Origin of the sequence: Vibrio sp. 10N.261.52.C2, from assembly GCF_041471425.1 — a bacterium.
In the GTDB taxonomy this organism is placed as follows: domain Bacteria; phylum Pseudomonadota; class Gammaproteobacteria; order Enterobacterales; family Vibrionaceae; genus Vibrio; species Vibrio crassostreae_C.
Genome location: NZ_JBFROH010000018.1, coordinates 148,720 through 167,436, shown reverse-complemented (window position 1 = coordinate 167,436; position 18,717 = coordinate 148,720). Strand labels below are relative to the sequence as shown.

Sequence of the window (18,717 nt, the reverse complement as noted above, 5' to 3'; positions counted from 1 at the left end):
TTAAATTGTTAAAGAGCTTTACTTGTTGAGCCTTCCTTTTAGTAAGGAGCCTCTCGAAGTGGACGGCCATTCTAGCGGATTAGATTCCAGTGTCAAACACTTTTTCCAGCTAATTTTTCAAAGCATCTTAAATGCTTATCACCGTCTTGTTACTCAGTTCAAACCGCTTGGTTATCCTTGGCAACGGAGGCGCATTATAGAGAGAATAATCCTTTGTACAAGGCTAAAAACGAAAAAAAGCCGCCACCGGCGACCGTTCGAACACCATTCATACAAAGCGTTTAAAATAGGTACGATTAAGCCTTAATTTCGGCCAATCGTACCTACCGCTCTTACTTCAACTATTGGTGAGCAATAATGCGGTCGCTGTTTACTAATAGCTGCACTTTCTTATCTGGATTAATTTTTCCTGCCAGTATCGCTTTCGCTAACGGGTTCTCGACACTTTGTTGAATCGCTCTTTTCAAAGGTCGCGCGCCATATACTGGATCAAAGCCAACTTGAGAAATCAACTTGAGTGCTTTATCCGAAACTTCAAGCTCATAACCATTGTCTTCCATTCGCTTCTTAAGGTGCTCAAGCTGAATAGCAGCTATCGACTGAATGTGCTCTTGACCCAATGGATGGAACACCACGCTTTCATCAACTCGGTTCAAAAACTCAGGACGGAAATGTTTACCTACCACTTCCATCACTTCATTCTTTATTCCTTGGTAGTCGAGCGTATTGAAGTTCTCTTGAATTCTCGAAGAGCCAAGGTTGGATGTCATGATCACTACCGTGTTTCTAAAATCGACTGTACGACCTTGTCCATCAGTTAAGCGTCCATCATCAAGCACCTGCAATAAGATATTGAAAACATCCGGATGCGCTTTCTCTACTTCATCTAACAAAATCACCGAGTAAGGCTTGCGACGTACCGCTTCTGTTAAGTAGCCACCTTCTTCATATCCAACGTAACCCGGAGGAGCACCAACTAAGCGAGCAACAGAGTGTTTCTCCATAAATTCAGACATGTCGATACGCACCATTGCATCGTCACTATCAAACATGAAGTTCGCGAGTGTTTTACACAACTCGGTTTTACCAACGCCGGTTGGGCCAAGGAATAAGAAAGAGCCAATCGGCTTGTTCGGATCAGATAAACCTGCACGGCTACGACGAATCGCATTCGATACCACTTCGACTGCTTCCGCTTGGCCAATAACGCGCTTATGCAGAACACCTTCCATTTTAAGAAGCTTCTCTTTCTCAGCTTCTAGCATTTTAGAAACAGGGATGCCTGTTTGCTTCGATAACACATCTGCAATTTCTGCATCCGTGACCTTATTACGCAGCAGTGTCATTTCTTGCATTTCAGCTTGAGTCGCAAGATCTAACTGCTTCTCTAATTCTGGGATTCGACCGTATTGCAATTCAGACATTCGGTTAAGATCACCAGCACGTCTCGCAAAATCCATATCCATACGAGCCTGTTCTAGCTCTGACTTGATGTGTTGCGTGCCTGAAAGCGCGGCTTTCTCTGCATTCCACACTTCTTCAAGCTCTGCGAAATCGCGTTCTTTGTCAGAAAGCTCTTCTTGTAATGTTCGAAGACGTTTTTCACTGGCTTCATCATTTTCATTGGTAAGAGCTTGCTGCTCGATCTTCAATTGAATGATCTTACGCTCGAGCTTATCTAGCGACTCAGGTTTTGAGTCGATCTGCATACGGATACTCGAAGCCGCTTCATCAATCAGATCAATCGCCTTATCTGGCAGCTGACGATCAGAAACGTATCGATGAGATAATGTTGCCGCCGCAACAATCGCTGGGTCGGTAATTTCTACATGATGGTGAAGTTCATAGCGCTCTTTCAAACCGCGGAGAATTGCGACCGTGTCTTCCACGGTTGGCTCATCGACAAGCACTTTTTGGAATCGACGCTCTAACGCAGGATCTTTCTCTATATACTGGCGATATTCATCGAGTGTGGTTGCCCCTACACAGTGAAGCTCACCACGAGCCAATGCTGGTTTTAGCATATTACCCGCATCCATAGAGCCTTCGCCTTTACCCGCACCTACCATGGTGTGAATTTCATCGATGAAGAGAATGATATTGCCCTCTTCTTTCGATAATTCGTTAAGAACTGATTTCAAACGTTCTTCAAATTCACCACGATATTTAGCGCCTGCAATCAAAGAGCCCATATCTAACGAAAGTACACGTCGGCCTCTCAAGCCTTCAGGTACTTCATTATTGATAATACGCTGTGCTAAACCTTCGACTATCGCTGTTTTACCAACACCTGGTTCACCGATAATGACGGGGTTGTTCTTAGTGCGGCGTTGAAGTACTTGGATCGTGCGACGGATTTCGTCGTCTCGGCCAATTACCGGATCCAGCTTGCCTTGCTCTGCTCTTTCGGTCAGATCAATGGTGAACTTCTCGAGCGCTTGGCGTCTATCTTCCGCATTCGGGTCATCGACCTTCTGACCACCGCGAACTTGTTCAATAGCTTGAGATAATTTTGGCTCAGTAAGACCTAGTTCTTTAAGTAGGTTTCCTAAAGGACCTTTGTCTTCAATAGCAGCAAGTAGGAATACTTCTGAAGATATGTAACTGTCTTGACGCTTTTGCGCGACCTTATCACATAGGTTAAACAACGTTCCCATCGCATTCGATAGCTGAACGTCACCACCGATGCCGCTTACTTTAGGCACTCGGTCTAATATTTCGCTCAATTTAGAACGCAATTGAACCACATCAATATTCAGCATGGTGAGCAATGGGCGAATTGCACTACCATCTTGATTAAGCAAAGACACCATTAGGTGTACAGGTTCTATATATTGGTGATCACGACCTAATGCGAGCGACTGAGCATCAGATATCGCAATTTGGAATTTACTAGTGAATCGATCGAGACGCATGCCAACCTTCCTACTCTTAGATATGTTTATCTTATGGTTAGAAGATGGATACGGTAACGCGGATTTTCAAGGGATAAGAATGAAGAATAGAGCTGATATAAAAATATAAATTAACTGGATGACTAGTTGCACTAGCTAAAGGTTACTCTAGCCAAATAAAAGTAGCTTGGCGCCCAGTAATACCATCACGACGATAAGAATAGAACGCATCCGCATCAGCGAAGGTACATAGATTGGAGTCTGTCACAGAAGTGACACCAACTTTGTTCAGTCGTTGCGTTGCAAGCTGAGACATATTCGCTAGCCATTTGCCTGGTTCAGCTTTGGCTTCAAATGCGAGCTTAGCTTGAGGGTCAAAACTAACGAAAGCTTCCAACACATCATCGCCTACTTCAAAGGCTTGTTTGCCTATTGCAGGACCAAGCCAAGCAATGAGCTTATTCTCTGAATCTAGGTTTGAAAACTTTGCGACGGCATTTTCAAGAATTCCACCAGCAAGACCACGCCAACCAGCATGAACAGCAGCAACTTGAGTGCCTTTGGTATCAGTAAGGATTACAGGTAAGCAATCGGCTGTCATCGCAGAACAAACAACACCTTTAGCTGTGGTAAATGCACCGTCAGCATTAAGAATATCTGCCGTAGATTGTAAAACCGTAACGACATCTGTTGAGTGAGTTTGATTTAGCCATACCGGAGCTGCAGGCATATTAGCGTGTTGCTTGAGCCAGGTTCTGTTGTTTTCAACAAGCGAAGTATCATCCCCAACATGCGTACCTAGGTTTAATCCTTGATACTCACCAGTTGAAAAACCATCAAAACGTGTCGAAGCAAATGCTTTCACGTTTTTTGGTGCATTCCAGTTAGGGATGATCATCGACATGATTAAATGTCGTCTTCCAAGTTTTCGCGAGCATCAACACGTAACGCTTCAGCCATCACAACCATGTCATTTGGCACAGGAGCGTGGAACTCAACTTCTTCACCTGTAATTGGGTGAACAAATTTAAGCATAACGGCGTGCAGTGCTTGGCGATCAAAAGAACGAATCATAGTTGTTAGTTCTTCAGATGCACCTTTTGGAATACGAGCACGACCACCGTATGCAACATCACCTAGCAGCGGGTGCTGAAGGTATGACATGTGAACACGAATTTGGTGAGTACGACCCGTTTCTAGGCGTAGACGAATACGAGTATGCTCGCGGAAGTGCTCAGCAACACGGTAGTGAGTTACCGCAGGCTTTCCTAATTCATTTACGTCCATCAAGGTACGCTTAGTTGCATGACGGCTAATGCCTTTCTCTACCACACCACCAGCGGTCATTTTGCCAATTGCAATTGCTTCATATTCACGAGTAATACGACGCTTAGCAAGAGCACGCACAAGACGAGTTTGAGCTGGAACCGTTTTAGCCACAACCATAAGGCCTGTTGTGTCTTTATCAAGACGGTGCACAATACCTGCACGAGGCACTTCTGCAATCTGTGGGTAATGGAAAAGCAATGCGTTTAGTATGGTTCCATCCGGTGTGCCTGCGCCTGGGTGTACAACCAGATCGCGAGGCTTATTGATAACCAATAAGTCATCATCTTCGTAGACAATGTCTAGAGGAATATCTTGTGCTTCCCAGCGCTCTTCATCTGCAAGTTCAGCTTGCAAGATGATCTCTTCACCGCCCAAAACCTTAACGCGCGGCTTAGTAATAACTTCGCCATCCACTTGGATTTTGCCGTCAAGAAGCCACTCTTTAATGCGAGAGCGAGAAAAATCGGTAAATAGTTCAGCGACAGCTTGGTCTAAACGTTGACCTAACTGGCTGCTTTTTACTGTGTCTGTTAATGTGATCTGCTGAGCCATATCGAACTTTTTTAAAAACCGTGAGACTAATACCCATTAGTATGGATAAAATAGAATAATTGCATCATTGTATCTGTTACTGGTTAGAAAGTAACGGAAGCTTACGAAATATTTAATTCAAGGAATCGACGCCTGACATGAAACACCTTACTTTATCGGGTCTATTAGCCGTATCACTCTTGGTTGGTTGTTCAAGTAGTGAAGAGATAGTGCCAGATGTACCACCATCGGTTCTCTACTCTGACGCGCAAGAATCACTGCAGAGCGGTAGCTGGCTTTCAGCAATAGAAAAGCTAGAAGCCCTAGACTCACGTTACCCATTCGGCGCCTATTCTGAGCAAGTACAGCTCGATCTGATTTACGCTTACTACAAAAATGATGACTTGGCACTTGGCCTTGCTACCATTTCACGTTTCCTACGTTTGAACCCAACGCATGAGAAACAAGACTGGGTTCTTTACATGCGCGGCTTAACGCACATGGCACAAGATCGAAACTTCATGCACGATATTTTTAATATCGACCGTAGTGACCGAGATCCTGAACCAGTGAAGCTTGCGTTTGCTGACTTCAAGCGACTACTCGAACGTTTCCCTAGCAGCCCTTATGCTGAAGATGCACAAAAACGCATGTTCGCACTTAAGAACCGCCTAGCAGAGTATGACTTAGCAACCGCTGATTTCTACCTACGCCGCGAAGCTTGGATTGCTGCGATCAACAGAACGCAAGAGCTGCAAAAAACTTACCCAGACACCATTGCTGCGCGTAAGTCTTTAGATATCCAGCTAAAAGCTTATCAACAACTCGGCCTAGATGACGCTGTGTTAAGAACAGAAAAGTTGATTGAGTTAAACCCACTACCTTAATCAAACCTCTTACATCTCAATCCTAAAAGCGCGCTAATTTACTAGCGCGCTTTTTTTCATCTACATATCGCAAACTTGATGGATCGCATAATACACGGTATCTTCAAAAGATAACTTTTAACAAAACATCAACATGGAGTGTGGATGTGAGTAGGTTGTTATTATTTATCTGGATATCGCTGTTTAGCCACTTATCCTACGCATTAGAACTGTCTCCATTAAGCAATAAGCCTTACATGGGTGACTTGGATGTGCTCAAAACCAAAGGAACGGTTAGAGTGCTAGTGTCTGCCGATCTTGGTTTCTATTACATCGAGGATGGCAAGCCAAAAGGCATCGTGGCAGAAATGCTCTACCACTTTGAGAAAAGCCTTCGTAAGAAACATCCCTATCTCAATGTTCAAATCATCCCCGTGCAACGAGATGATCTACTTCCCTCTTTAGAGTCTGGCTATGGTGATGTCGCTGTCGCTAACCTAACGATCACCGATAAACGATTACGAACCATCGATTTTTCGGATCCGATGATTAAAGATGGTAAAGAACTCATTATCACAGGGAAAAAGGCCGAACCTATCACCGAAATCAAGCAATTGAGTGGCAAAGAGGTGTGGATACGAGCAAGCTCGAGTTACTTCGAGAGTGTACAAAGAGTTAATAAGGAGCTTAACGAGCTAGGTTTACCACCACTGCATGTCCACTTTATCGAGGAGTCATTACAAGACTACGAGCTGATAGAACTGGTTAACCAAGGTTATATACAAGGCACAATTCTGGATAACCATAAAGCCAAGCTCTGGATCGATGTAATGGAAAACATTCAAGTCCATAACGACTTACCTTTACGAGAAAATGGTCGTATTGCTTGGGCTTTAAGAAAAGACAGCCCTCAACTGAAGAAAGAGATAAACAAATACGTCAAGACCGCACGAACAGGCACCCTGCTTGGGAATGTCATCTACCAGAAATACATCGACAATACTCGCTGGTTAGGCCGAGCACTCAACCCCAATAAAGTAGACCGAGTAGCTAAACTCTCAGATGTCTTTGAAAAGTATTCGAGCAAGTATGAATTTGATCCTTTGATGATGTCAGCTCAAGGTTTCCAAGAATCAGGACTGGATCAGAGCCGGATTTCTCATCGCGGGGCTATTGGTGTGATGCAGGTATTACCGAGTACCGCCAAAGATAAAAACGTCAACATCAAGAACATCCATAAGGTGGATAACAACATCCATGCGGGTGTGAAGTATATGCGCTTTATCAAAGACCGATATTTTGACGACCCGGCAATATCACCCGACAATCAAATCTACTTTACCTTGGCTTCTTACAACGCTGGTCCTGCTAAGATCAGAAAGATGAGGAGCATTGCCAAGCAGAAAGGTTACAACCCAAACATCTGGTTTAAAAACGTAGAAATCATCACTCGCAAATACGTGAGTAAAGAACCCGTAACCTATGTTGCCAACATCAATCGTTACTTCGTAATCTATAAACAATTACAAGCTATCAATGCTATCCGAGAGGACGGCACAGCGAGATTACTGAACACTAACGATTAAGATCGCCTCCATCCCAGAGCTGGGGAGCCAAAGGTATTAGGTAAAGCTAAAAAACACAAAAGCCGCATAAGAATACTTATGCGGCTTTTGTTTATCTAATTCTGAAGAAGCTTATGTAGCGACCTATATTACAAGACCTATATCACAAAACACTATTGAGTAAATTTCAATCAAGCACTTTCCATAGGCTGTAGGACGCCCCTAAAAACTGATTTAATTTTTAGCGAAGCCTTGCCTCCAAGTTATCGTTTTTCATAAGGATAACAAGCATTTTTCGCCAAAAAGATACTAAGACTTGCGTAAGATCACATTTGATTTTAATGCTTATCCCACCCAACCAAAAAAAGATCTAGATCACATTCTTTATTCCTAAAAGTCGTAATCTGAAGTTAACCCATGAGGGATACAACAGAGGAAAACTTCTATGAAAATGAACATCACTGGTAAAAACATCGACATTACCTCTGCAATCCGTGATCACATAGAAAGCAAATTTAAAAAGCTAGATAAATGGCAAGTAGACATCATTGGCTGCCAAGCGAGCTTTAGCGAAGAACCAAACAAGAAGAAGAAATTTGAAGCGGTACTAACCGTACCAAAAGGCCAACTTGTTGCTTCATCAATCCATGACGACCTCTACGTAGCGATCAACGAAGTAGAACAAAAACTAGAGCGTCAACTCAACAAGCTACGCCATAAACCAGAAGCGCGCCGCGCTGAAAAGCCTGAAATCGAAGAGCTAGAAGCTGAAGTAGAATAAGGAAAGAGAACAGATTAAAAAATAGCGCCTCAGGGCGCTATTTTTTTGCTTGACGCTCGTAGCTCGCTTGCTTATTGTGTTTAAACATTCATAAAACAATCACTTTTTATGCACACTCAATCTTTGTTTATTTTTGACTTCTTTTTTCTTCCGTAAATCGGAGGCTAAGTCGTTTTAGAAAAACAAGTCAAAAACGAACAAGAAGCCTCCCACACTAGGGAGGCTTTTTTATAAGGACACATTTATGACTGACCGCTCAATTTCACTGGATGATATCCGCCTTCGTCTTAATGATTTAGACGACGAACTCCTGAAGTTACTTTCAGAGCGTCGCAAGCTAAGTATCGAAGTCGCTAAAAGCAAAGTAGAGACATCAAAACCAGTTCGTGATGCAGTACGAGAACAACAACTATTAGTTAAGCTGATCAACAACGGCAAAGATAAATACGAACTTGATGCGCAGTACATTACCAAGCTGTTTCACACCATCATCGAAGATTCCGTTTTACTACAACAGTCATACTTACAAAACCTAGCGAACCCGCAAAGCCGTAAACCATTGGCTCGCGTTGCATTCTTAGGTTCTAAGGGATCGTATTCTCACCTTGCGAGCCGCGAATACTTCAGCCGCAAGAATATGGAATTGATTGAGCTGAACTGTAATCACTTCAAAGAAGTCGCATCAACAGTAGAGTCTGGCCATGCCGACTACGGTGTCCTGCCGATTGAGAACACCAGTTCAGGGTCAATTAACGAGGTCTACGACCTGTTACAGCATACGACTCTATACATTGTTGGCGAACTTTCTCAACCGATTGAGCACTGCCTTGTTGCTAAAAGTGATATCCGTTTAGAAGACATCAAAACACTCTACTCGCATCCACAACCTCATCAACAATGCAGTGAGTTCTTGAGCCGCCTTAAGGGTGTCAACCTTGAGTCTTGCGCAAGCACCGCTGATGCAATGAAAAAAGTTAAAGAATTGGGTGGTAATGACGTAGCTGCTATTGGTAATGCATCGAGCGGTAAGCTTTATGGACTACAGCCAATCCAGAGCAATATTGCAAACCAAACAGAGAACCACACTCGTTTCATCGTTGTGGCGCGTAAGCCTGTTGAAGTATCGACTCAAATACCAGCGAAAACAACGCTCATCATGTCGACATCTCAAGAGGCGGGTTCTTTGGTAGAAACACTACTGATCCTGCAACGCTTAGGCATCAACATGACTAAGCTAGAATCTCGTCCTATCATGGGTAACCCTTGGGAAGAGATGTTCTATGTCGATTTAGAGGCGCATCTGGATTCAGATAATATGCAACAAGCGATAACGGAACTAACAGCCATTACTCGCCACCTTAAAGTGTTGGGTTGCTACCCAAGTGAGAACATCAAAGCGACTCAAGTTAAGTTGTCATAGCTGAAAGTGAGTATCAGCTTTTAGCTAACATAAGTATTTGGCCTACAGCAGGCCAAATACTTAAATCACCCTCTAGTCGAGTACTATTCTCGCTAAGAAAACTCACCCTAGCATGCCTGAAACACAATTCACTTGTTTCGCACATTCGGCACGCTTACTCTCTCCACTACTTGAGCCTTTCTAACAAAAACTCATTAGTGGCTTTTTTTATCAATAAAGACAAAACCTTACCCCCTTCACAGGAAATCATCGAACTACGTATAATTAATAGCGAGTAAGCATTAAGTAACATAAACTTATGCGCTTAATTTATAAATAGTGTTGTCATTAACTATGAAGCTAAGTACTAAAATCTTACTACTAATAGCCCCTGTGATACTGATCAGTACCGCGGCTTCTAGCTATATTATTTATTCGACGCAAAAAAGCAGTTTCATCAAACGCGAAGACAACGCACTTCAACTGAACATGGAAAAACTAGCCGGATACTTTCGCCAATCTCGTTCGTTCCTCAATAGCTACTCTTACACCTTGACCCAGAGTGATATGGTGAAGCGTTATTTTCTCACTGATCAAAATCTATCTCGCGATCTTGAACTGGTCAGTAATCTTCGAGAAGCCATTCATTTCCTGCAAGATGACGATGAAAGCTATACAGGTTTAGCGCTTCTTAATGGTGATCGAAAACTGCGTTATTACGCGGATAATAGCAATGACTCACGCACTCAGATTGACAGTAAGATATTGGAATATGTTGACCTGCACTATCAAGACACCTTAGCAACATCGAGTACCAACTATATTCAAAACTCCCAAGGCGAAGGGATGTTGGTTCACTATGACAAGGTAGATAGAAAAGCGATTTTCCCAACCGTTAACAATCAACCCGACGATGTGTTCTTTGTTGTTGTCTCTGTCTCTCTCGACAAATTTAATGCGCTGAGAAAACAGATAGAGTTCGACTACCAAACCAGTTTATTCTTCACATCCATAGCGGTTTCTTTGGAAAATGATGTCACCCACTCAGTCAAGCTTGCTCCAGAACTTTACGCCACAGTCGATCCGGCGCAATTCCTATTAGAAAACAAGCTCGATTCAATTTGGAACAAGCTGAGTTTGTCGTTTGCCCTGTCTGCGTTTGTGACTGTCGCTCTGCTACTCATGCTTCTGTCTCGCACTGTGATTACTCCAATAACGCGGCTCGATCGACAGCTACAGCAAGTCGAAAAAAAACAACGTAAGAACATTGAACGCTTAGGCACTCGTGATGAACTTGGCCGCTTATCACAGCGTTTTTATGACATGTACCAAGAGCTAGACAACACCTACCAGCAAACCAAGCTCTTGGCCGAAAATGATCAGTTAACCCAAATAGCCAATAGGCATCAGTTTCAAACCTTCGTTCAGCAATCGTTGCCAAAACCGAGTTCGAATACCGAAACCTGGGTTCTCTATTTTGACTTGGACAACTTCAAGTTTGTGAACGACAAATACGGGCATCAAATCGGCGACTCGATTCTGGTTTCTTTTGCTCAGCGTATTTCAGATATTTGTCGTCATTATAAAGAGGAATTCGACGCTCATTGTATGCCAGCCCGACTTTCTGGAGACGAGTTCGTTGTCTACATTAACGCTCCTAGTCACCGAGGAAATGTCGCGCATCGATTCTCGAACGATTTGCTCACTCCACTGCAAAAAGGCTTTGTCACCGAATCAGGCAGCTTTCCGATCACGGTCAGTATTGGTATTGCGACCTACCCTAATGATGGCAACTCAATCGAGAAGCTTCTGTCCAACGCGGATACCGCGATGTACCAAGCCAAGCGTGCCGGTAAAAACCAATTTGCTGACTATTCACGGGATTTAGACAAAGCCATTCAGCGCCAAGCAGACATTGAACGTGCGCTTAGAGGTAAGAATTTTGATGATGAATTCAGGCTCGTTTACATGCCCTACATGGATTCTACCGGGACTGATGTTATTGGCGTTGAGGTGTTATTACGTTGGAATTCAAAGCAACTTGGTTTGGTTCCACCGGATGAGTTCATTCCAATAGCCGAACAAACCGGGCTGTTCGAACATGTTGACCGCTGGGTAATACAGAATGCGTTTGCTTCATTCCATCGACTTCAGACTCAATTTGATCACTCGATTCAATTGTCGATCAACTTATCTTCTGCTGGCATTGAAACCACTCACCTTGCGGGTTTCATTAAAGAACACGCGGAGTTAAATCGAATTCCACCAAGCCTAATCGATTTTGAAATCACTGAAACCTTTTACTCAAACTCAGAAGGCTTCCCATTGCTGAATGAGCTGTCATGCATGGGTTATCGACTGGCGATTGATGACTTTGGTTCCGGTTACACCTCTATCACTCAACTGGTGCAGTATCCAACTCAGAAAATTAAATTGGATAAAGCGTTTTTGGATACCTTAATTGAAACCGATAACCAGAACATCGTAAAACCAGTTATCGGGTTGTGTCATGCTCAGGGGAAAAAGGTCACCGCCGAAGGGATTGAAACTCAAGACATGCACCAGTGGTTACAGGATGCACAGTGCGATATGCTGCAAGGCTATTACTTTGGTAAACCCATGCCACTAGAAGAATTGAGTGACTGGTACCGACAACATCAACTCAATCTAATCGACAACAAAAAGAATCCGACACATGAAATCTGTAATCATCGCATCGCTGAACCCAGCTAAAATAAACGCCGTTAAAAGTGCGTTCTTATCTGCTTTTCCTGATACTGAATTTGATTTCAAAGGCATCAGCGTCCCTAGTGGTGTCGCCGATCAACCGATGAGCAATGATGAAACCTATCAAGGTGCCGTGAATCGAGTTCACAACGCAACTCAAGCTCAGCCTGATGCAGACTTCTATGTTGGTCTAGAAGCGGGAATAGAAACAAACGTCACCTTTGCCTGGATGGTGATCGAAACGAATGGCCAACGTGGCGAGTCTCGTTCAGCAAGTCTGATGCTGCCACCAGCCGTGCTTGAGAAACTAGAGCATGCAAACGAGTTAGGGGATGTGATGGATGAAGTGTTTGGTACCGACAATATCAAACAGAAAGGTGGTGCCATTGGCCTACTGACACATAACCAATTATCACGCAGTTCGGTCTATCATCAAGCTTTAATTTTGGCTCTGATCCCATTTGTGAATCCTGAACACTTTCCTATTTAGTATTTGAGGCTTCCTTAAACTTCAAAAGATTCCAAGAACAATCTTCAGAAACAAAAAACGCTAACATCCAGTTAGCGTTTTTTATCGAATTCGTATTCATACTATCGCGTGATAGCTTAATTCCATTATTACTTTAGCAATAGGTCGGCGATCACGATTTTCTCTTGCTCAGATTTGGCCTTTAGCTCATTTGAGCCTCTGGTTATCGTCGCTACGCCTACGCCCAGCATTTGACTCACCTGTCGTTGAGACATATCGCCTTTCATCAGCTCACAGAAGATATTAATTCGAGCAACCAGAGCATCTCGCTCGTCTGGTGTCATCATCATAGTCAACAACAGCTCGTGCTGATCTTTTTCGACAGCCGTCTTTACCAAGTCCATCAGTTGTTGCCAATTATCATATTCAGGTTGTGATGCCATATCTCTACACTTACTTTTAAATTCTGACTTTAAAGAGTCGCTTAACGATTGAAAGCGTTTAACACTTTATACCGAAACACTTGATGCGATCCAATGTAAAAAGGCAGTAAGTGGAAATGGTTCGCACTCACTGCCTTTATTCTTACTCAGTTTCGGGCCAAATGCCGAAGGCTTAGTATTTCGTTTTTGCCTCATGGGGCGCTAAAAACGTCCCTTTCTCACCCAAGATATCTCGATAGTAGGTCTCAAACATCAAGATATTCTGAACGTAGCCACGTGTCTCTTTGAATGGGATCATTTCGATAAATGCAAAGGCATCGAGCTTTTCATCGCTGCGTGAACGCCACTGTTTCACACGGCTAGGTCCAGCATTATAAGCCGCAAACGCAAAGATACGGTTGTCATCATATTGAGCGAGTAAACCATCTAAGTAGTGACTGCCAATCTCAATGTTTTTGCCGACATCATAAAGATCATCGCTGCCCTGATACTTAATCTTATGTTTGTTCGCTGTGTATTGCGCCGTCTTGGGCATAATTTGCATAATGCCACGCGCGCCAACTGGAGAGCGAGCTTCTGAATCCATCGCACTCTCTTGTCTTGCTAAAGACATCAAAGTGATTGGATCGAGATCGTGCTTTTCAGCGTAGAAGTTAAACCACCACTTATGAGCAACAGGGAAGCGCAGCGCAATGTTATCCCACATCTTCGCAGAGATACTCGCTGTTACGGTAAAGTGATTCCAACGCTGTGTCGCAGCGTAAGCGGCAAGCATCTCTTTTTGCTCTTTATCTGCATTGGTCAGTAACCAGCGCCATTCACTTTTCGCTGCCGCAATTTTGTCTCGGTCAATCAGTTCACCAATACGCACCAAAGAGGTGTCGAATGGCTTCACTGTTTCAGCATTGTATTTAAGTGTCGATGTTGGATATTGAACTGGCTTACCTAACTGCTTAGCCGCAGCCACACTGTAGAAATTACGCTGACCCAAGATATCTGACAGTCGCTTATTGCCTTTGTCAGTATCGCCCGTCGCGATTTCAGCTCTGCCCTGCCAATATTGCCAACGAAGCGAAGCCTGATGTTTATCATCCAAGCGCGCTATCCACTCTTTCAAACCCGTCCAATCGGCATGTTGAATTGCTAAGCGAGCACGTCGTTCCAGCAGAACTTGCTTTGATGAACTCGCGAGCATTTTGTCGCGCCACACCATTAACTCTTCAGAGTCGGTGTTGATCAGACGAAACGTTAGGTAATCAGCGAGCTCTTGAGATTTCTCTTTCGAAAACTTCTGAGCCTTGATGACATCATCAAACACCTTTTGAGCACTGCTTGATGATTTCCTTGCTAGCTTCTCGAAAGCAAACTCGGTTTGAGCTTGGTAGAATTCATTCGCTGGATGTTTTTTAGCAAACGCGAGTACATTTTCAGGCTTGTTGTACAACGCCTTCATCTGCTTCGCTTGAGCAATTGACTCATCATGATCCAATTGCTTAATCAGATAGCTCATTAACTTACCGTTACGGCCCTCGAACGCTAGCAGCATTCTATCCAGAATCAGCTCATCAGTTCTTAGCCCAGCTTGATCCCAGCTTTTAAATAAAGGGTCACAAGCGTCATCAACACCACTACCACTCAACCAAAGTTGTTTAGCTCCTTTAAAGGCAAGCTCTTGGTTACCTTGCTCGTAATGCGCTCGATAATAAATACATTGGTATTTTTCACCGACAGGCTCTTTGGTTTGAAACTCAAGGATCGTCTTCCACTGTTTTTGAGAAGCCAATGAGTCCAAATAAGGTGCGCGCATTCGATTGGAGAAAGGCAATGCCTTGTTCTCTTCAATGAAAGCATCGACCTCAGCAGGTGTGCGATCACCTAAGCCAATCAGAAAGGCCCGATAATCGGTGTAAGGTGTTAAAGGGTATGTTTGAATTTTGTTACGCAGCGCGGAGTAAGCTTTTAGATCACGGCTGTCTAAAACCTCTTGCGCTTTGTCATAAACGTCACGCTGCATTTCAAGCTCGGATGCATTGCTAGCCATAGCGACCGGAGCCAGTGAAACCGAAGACAAAATTGCCGATGCAGCCACAGCAATTTTCGTATTACCAATGCGGAAAAACATTCGCTCTTTCCTTAGTGCGTGTATGAATACGTGAAGTCTATTTACGCCCGACATCACATCAAATGTAAAGGATTTGAGTGTAAATATTATTAATATTTAACACTTCGCCTCAGAAGCCCATTAAATATAGTTTTAATGACCAATGTGACAATAATAGGTAAGGATTTGTTCAAGAGTGGCTTTTCTGCCCTAGGAGTAACATCTTTGAGGATATTGGTATAAAATAACAGACAATTTTGAACAATAATTAGGATCGATCGGCAATGGCTGAATACGTATATACCATGTCTCGGGTGAGCAAAACTGTTCCACCTAAGCGTCAAATTCTTAAAGACATTTCTCTTAGCTTTTTTCCTGGCGCTAAAATCGGTGTTTTGGGTCTAAATGGTTCAGGTAAATCTACCCTACTACGTATCATGGCTGGTATTGATACTGATATTGATGGTGAAGCACGTGCACAACAAGGCCTTAAAGTAGGTTATCTACCACAAGAGCCTGTGCTAGACGAATCAAAAACTGTTCGTGAAATCGTAGAAGAAGCGGTTTCTGACGTTGCTGACGCACTTAAGCGTATTGATGCGGTTTACGCAGCTTACGCAGAACCAGATGCAGACTTCGATGCACTGGCAAAAGAGCAAGGCGAACTAGAAGCTCTGATTCAAGCAAAAGACGGTCACAACTTAGAGACTGCTCTAGAGCGTGCTGCTGATGCACTTCGTCTTCCTGAGTGGGATGCGAAAATTGAATTCCTATCAGGTGGTGAGCGTCGTCGTGTTGCTATCTGTCGTCTACTTCTTGAAAAGCCAGACATGCTGCTTCTTGATGAACCAACCAACCACTTGGATGCAGAATCAGTAGCATGGCTTGAGCACTTCCTTGTTGATTACAGTGGTACTGTTGTGGCGATTACCCACGACCGTTACTTCCTAGACAACGCAGCTGGCTGGATTCTAGAACTTGACCGTGGTGAAGGTATCCCATGGGAAGGTAACTACACGTCTTGGCTAGAGCAAAAAGACGAGCGTCTTAAGCAAGAAAAAGCGGGCGAAAGCGCACGTCAAAAGACAATCGAGAAAGAACTTGAATGGGTTCGTCAAAACCCTAAAGGCCGTCAAGCTAAGTCTAAAGCTCGTATGGCTCGTTTTGAAGAACTGACAACTGGCCAATACCAGAAGCGTAACGAAACTAACGAACTGTTTATCCCGCCAGGTGAGCGTCTAGGTGACAAAGTTCTTGAAGTGAACAACCTAACTAAATCGTTTGGTGATCGCGTTCTTATCGACGACCTATCGTTCAGCATGCCTAAGGGTGCAATCGTCGGTATCGTTGGTGCCAACGGTGCAGGTAAATCAACACTATTCAAGATGCTAAGCGGTGCAGAACAGCCAGATTCAGGTACAGTTGAACTAGGCGAAACCGTTAAGCTTGCTTCTGTTGATCAGTTCCGTGACAGCATGGACGACACTAAGACAGTATTCCAAGAGATCTCTGAAGGCGCTGATATCATTAAGATCAACAACTTCGAAATCCCTGCGCGTGCTTACTGTTCTCGTTTCAACTTTAAAGGCAACGACCAACAGAAGATCATCGGTGAGCTTTCTGGTGGTGAACGTAACCGTGTTCACTTAGCGAAACTGCTAAAAGCGGGCGGTAACGTACTGCTACTCGATGAGCCTACCAACGACCTTGACGTTGAAACGCTACGTGCTCTTGAAGAAGCACTGCTTGAATTCCCGGGCTGTGCAATGGTTATCTCGCATGACCGTTGGTTCCTTGACCGTATTGCGACCCATATCTTAGACTACCGTGATGAAGGTCAAGTTAACTTCTACGAAGGTAACTATACTGAGTACACTGAGTGGCTTAAGCAGACTCTAGGCGCACAAGCGGCAGAGCCGCACCGTATCAAGTACAAGCGTATAGCTAAGTAAATAAGCTTGTATTTTGAACAAAGGCCGCGATAATAGCGGCCTTTGATATATCTGGCTTACGTGTAATGCATCGATATAGAGAGATTACTTATGGTTGAAAGACGTCAATTTTCACGAGTTATTTATCAAGTCCCGACTGAGATCTCACAAGGACAAGTAAAGGTATCAGGCTCAGTGCAAGACTTATCACTCCATGGTTTACTCATTCAATGCAATGAATCAAAACAACTTAGCCATGATGTCCCTGTTCAAGTGAGCTTTAAACTCGAAAACAGTGATATCAATATTCAGTTAGAAGCAACGATAGTCTCTACCATCAATACCTCAATGCGTTTACGCATAGAGCATTTAGATATTGATAGTATCAGCCACCTTAAGCGCCTTGTTGAGCTTAATGTTGGTGACAATGACCTGCTTTATAGAGAGATTGAACACCTTACCGACTTAGGCAAGGAATAATATCTCCATTACCCTTTTTCTATTAGAAGCATTTAGTTAATACAGAACCATGTCTAAAAAAGTGTCCATTACTATTCCCTCTAGTCAGGGGGAACAGACGTTTTACTTCGGCCGTAAAGCCGTGCTCATTTGCACTACTGCCATTTTTTCAGTACCGCTATTGATTGGCGGAGCGGCGTACATGCACTTCGAGAGTAAACAAGAACTCGCACTGCAAGCGGGTGATGCCCAACAGTTGATTGAAACACTGATTGTTGAAAAAGAACAAACAGAATTTCTTTATGCTGAGCAAGTAGAAACCAACCATTCGCTATCGCAAACACTGACCGAGAAAGAAGGCACGATTCAGCTACTTGGTAAGCGTGTATTCGATGTGGAATCAGTACTGGGTCTTGCTGATGAAGATCTGCTTACCGATGATATTTCTTTAGAAGATCGCATTGATGCGGCTGCAGTCGATTCAGCAGTAAGAGCCACAATGTTCCGCTTGATTCCAAACGACAGTCCGATGGCTTATCAACGTATATCTTCTTCTTATGGTAGCCGCACTAACCCTATTTCAGGGAAACGCCATGTACATACTGGTATCGATCTAACGTGTAAGCGTGGTGAAGATATTGTCGCGCCCGCAGATGGAGTCATTGAAACGGTACGCCCAAGTAAAAAAGGCTTCGGCAACTTTATTACTATGCGTCACTCGTTTGGTTTCATGAGTTCTTATGCGCACCTACAGAAGTTCAAGGTACGTAGCGGTCAGTTTGTGAGTAAAGGCGATGTGATTGCGAGCTGTGGTAACTCAGGTAACTCAACCGGCCCACACTTGCATTATGAAGTACGCTTCCTTGGTCGTTCATTGAACCCTCAATACTTGATGGATTGGACACCGGAAAACTTCAACTACGTGTTCGAGAAAGAGAAAAAGGTTAAGTGGGGCCCACTCGTTCAGCTGATTGATAATGTGGTTCGCTTGCAGATCAACCTGACTAACGTGCCTTACATTAGCTCGACCATCGACACCGTATCGAGTGAAGATAGCAAAAAACCTATCACGACTAACTAGTTGTTAATAGCTAAGACCTGTTGATTTGGCCTATGATGGTCTAATTGCTTTTAGTCTACTGTAGGCAAAATGCTTTCATAGCGTTCAGCACAAACAAAAAGAGCGACCAGATGGTCGCTCTTTTTTATGATTTCAAATCAG

General features: G+C 43.6%; 14 protein-coding genes and 1 other annotated feature. Of the genes, 9 read left to right on the top strand and 5 right to left on the bottom strand.

Annotated features, from left to right (window positions below):
* Window positions 1-341: 341 nt before the first annotated feature.
* The 3 genes from clpB to rluD all read right to left on the bottom strand — a co-directional run bounded on the left by clpB (window position 342) and on the right by rluD (window position 4,775).
* Entirely contained in the window at window positions 342-2,915 is a 2,574-nt protein-coding gene (gene clpB, locus AB4307_RS07835) for an ATP-dependent chaperone ClpB (protein ID WP_372131560.1), read from the bottom strand.
* A 142-nt stretch (window positions 2,916-3,057) separates the two neighbouring features.
* Window positions 3,058-3,798 carry a peptidoglycan editing factor PgeF gene (pgeF, locus tag AB4307_RS07830; protein ID WP_372131558.1) on the bottom strand — a complete coding sequence of 247 codons (741 nt, stop codon included), beginning with the start codon at window positions 3,796-3,798 and terminating at the stop codon, window positions 3,058-3,060.
* 2 nt (window positions 3,799-3,800) lie between these two features.
* Complete coding sequence (rluD, locus tag AB4307_RS07825; RefSeq protein WP_017056156.1) at window positions 3,801-4,775, bottom strand: 23S rRNA pseudouridine(1911/1915/1917) synthase RluD; 975 nt, start codon at window positions 4,773-4,775, stop codon at window positions 3,801-3,803.
* A gap of 137 nt (window positions 4,776-4,912) precedes the next feature.
* Here rluD and bamD point away from each other — a divergent pair, with 137 nt between their 5' ends.
* The 6 genes from bamD (at window position 4,913) to yjjX (ending at window position 12,582) form a co-directional block, all read left to right on the top strand.
* On the top strand, window positions 4,913-5,641 hold the full coding sequence (gene bamD, locus AB4307_RS07820; protein ID WP_017059363.1) for an outer membrane protein assembly factor BamD: 729 nt from the start codon (window positions 4,913-4,915) through the stop codon (window positions 5,639-5,641).
* 140 nt (window positions 5,642-5,781) lie between these two features.
* Window positions 5,782-7,206, top strand: coding sequence for an MltF family protein (locus tag AB4307_RS07815; protein ID WP_346393666.1), 1,425 nt, complete (start codon window positions 5,782-5,784; stop codon window positions 7,204-7,206).
* A gap of 424 nt (window positions 7,207-7,630) precedes the next feature.
* Entirely contained in the window at window positions 7,631-7,966 is a 336-nt protein-coding gene (gene hpf, locus AB4307_RS07810) for a ribosome hibernation-promoting factor, HPF/YfiA family (protein ID WP_004735034.1), read from the top strand.
* 110 nt (window positions 7,967-8,076) lie between these two features.
* Window positions 8,077-8,198 (top strand) — a sequence feature (Phe leader region).
* Window positions 8,199-8,210: 12 nt separating this feature from the next.
* Window positions 8,211-9,386 carry a prephenate dehydratase gene (pheA, locus tag AB4307_RS07805; protein ID WP_017059361.1) on the top strand — a complete coding sequence of 392 codons (1,176 nt, stop codon included), beginning with the start codon at window positions 8,211-8,213 and terminating at the stop codon, window positions 9,384-9,386.
* Window positions 9,387-9,719: 333 nt separating this feature from the next.
* A complete protein-coding gene (locus AB4307_RS07800; RefSeq protein ID WP_017059360.1) occupies window positions 9,720-12,098 on the top strand; it encodes a putative bifunctional diguanylate cyclase/phosphodiesterase in 2,379 nt (792 codons plus the stop codon).
* The gene (gene yjjX / locus AB4307_RS07795) at window positions 12,061-12,582 is read left to right on the top strand and encodes an inosine/xanthosine triphosphatase (protein ID WP_017059359.1); all 522 of its coding nucleotides are present in this window, start codon (window positions 12,061-12,063) and stop codon (window positions 12,580-12,582) included. Before AB4307_RS07800 ends, yjjX begins: the two co-directional genes overlap by 38 nt.
* Window positions 12,583-12,710: 128 nt before the next feature.
* Here the strand turns inward: yjjX and trpR are convergent, their stop codons facing one another.
* Window positions 12,711-13,004 carry a trp operon repressor gene (trpR, locus tag AB4307_RS07790; RefSeq protein ID WP_102394033.1) on the bottom strand — a complete coding sequence of 98 codons (294 nt, stop codon included), beginning with the start codon at window positions 13,002-13,004 and terminating at the stop codon, window positions 12,711-12,713.
* A 172-nt stretch (window positions 13,005-13,176) separates the two neighbouring features.
* Window positions 13,177-15,126, bottom strand: coding sequence for a murein transglycosylase (gene sltY, locus AB4307_RS07785; protein ID WP_102321444.1), 1,950 nt, complete (start codon window positions 15,124-15,126; stop codon window positions 13,177-13,179).
* A 263-nt stretch (window positions 15,127-15,389) separates the two neighbouring features.
* On the opposite strand from sltY, the gene ettA reads away from it, so the two are divergent.
* The 3 genes from ettA to AB4307_RS07770 all read left to right on the top strand — a co-directional run bounded on the left by ettA (window position 15,390) and on the right by AB4307_RS07770 (window position 18,576).
* The gene (gene ettA / locus AB4307_RS07780) at window positions 15,390-17,057 is read left to right on the top strand and encodes an energy-dependent translational throttle protein EttA (protein WP_017056147.1); all 1,668 of its coding nucleotides are present in this window, start codon (window positions 15,390-15,392) and stop codon (window positions 17,055-17,057) included.
* Window positions 17,058-17,147: 90 nt separating this feature from the next.
* Window positions 17,148-17,516: a PilZ domain-containing protein gene (locus AB4307_RS07775; protein ID WP_371724422.1), complete on the top strand. Its 369-nt coding sequence runs from the start codon at window positions 17,148-17,150 to the stop codon at window positions 17,514-17,516.
* Between the two features lie 49 nt (window positions 17,517-17,565).
* Window positions 17,566-18,576 carry a M23 family metallopeptidase gene (locus tag AB4307_RS07770; protein WP_102321445.1) on the top strand — a complete coding sequence of 337 codons (1,011 nt, stop codon included), beginning with the start codon at window positions 17,566-17,568 and terminating at the stop codon, window positions 18,574-18,576.
* The last annotated feature ends 141 nt before the right edge of the window (window positions 18,577-18,717 follow it).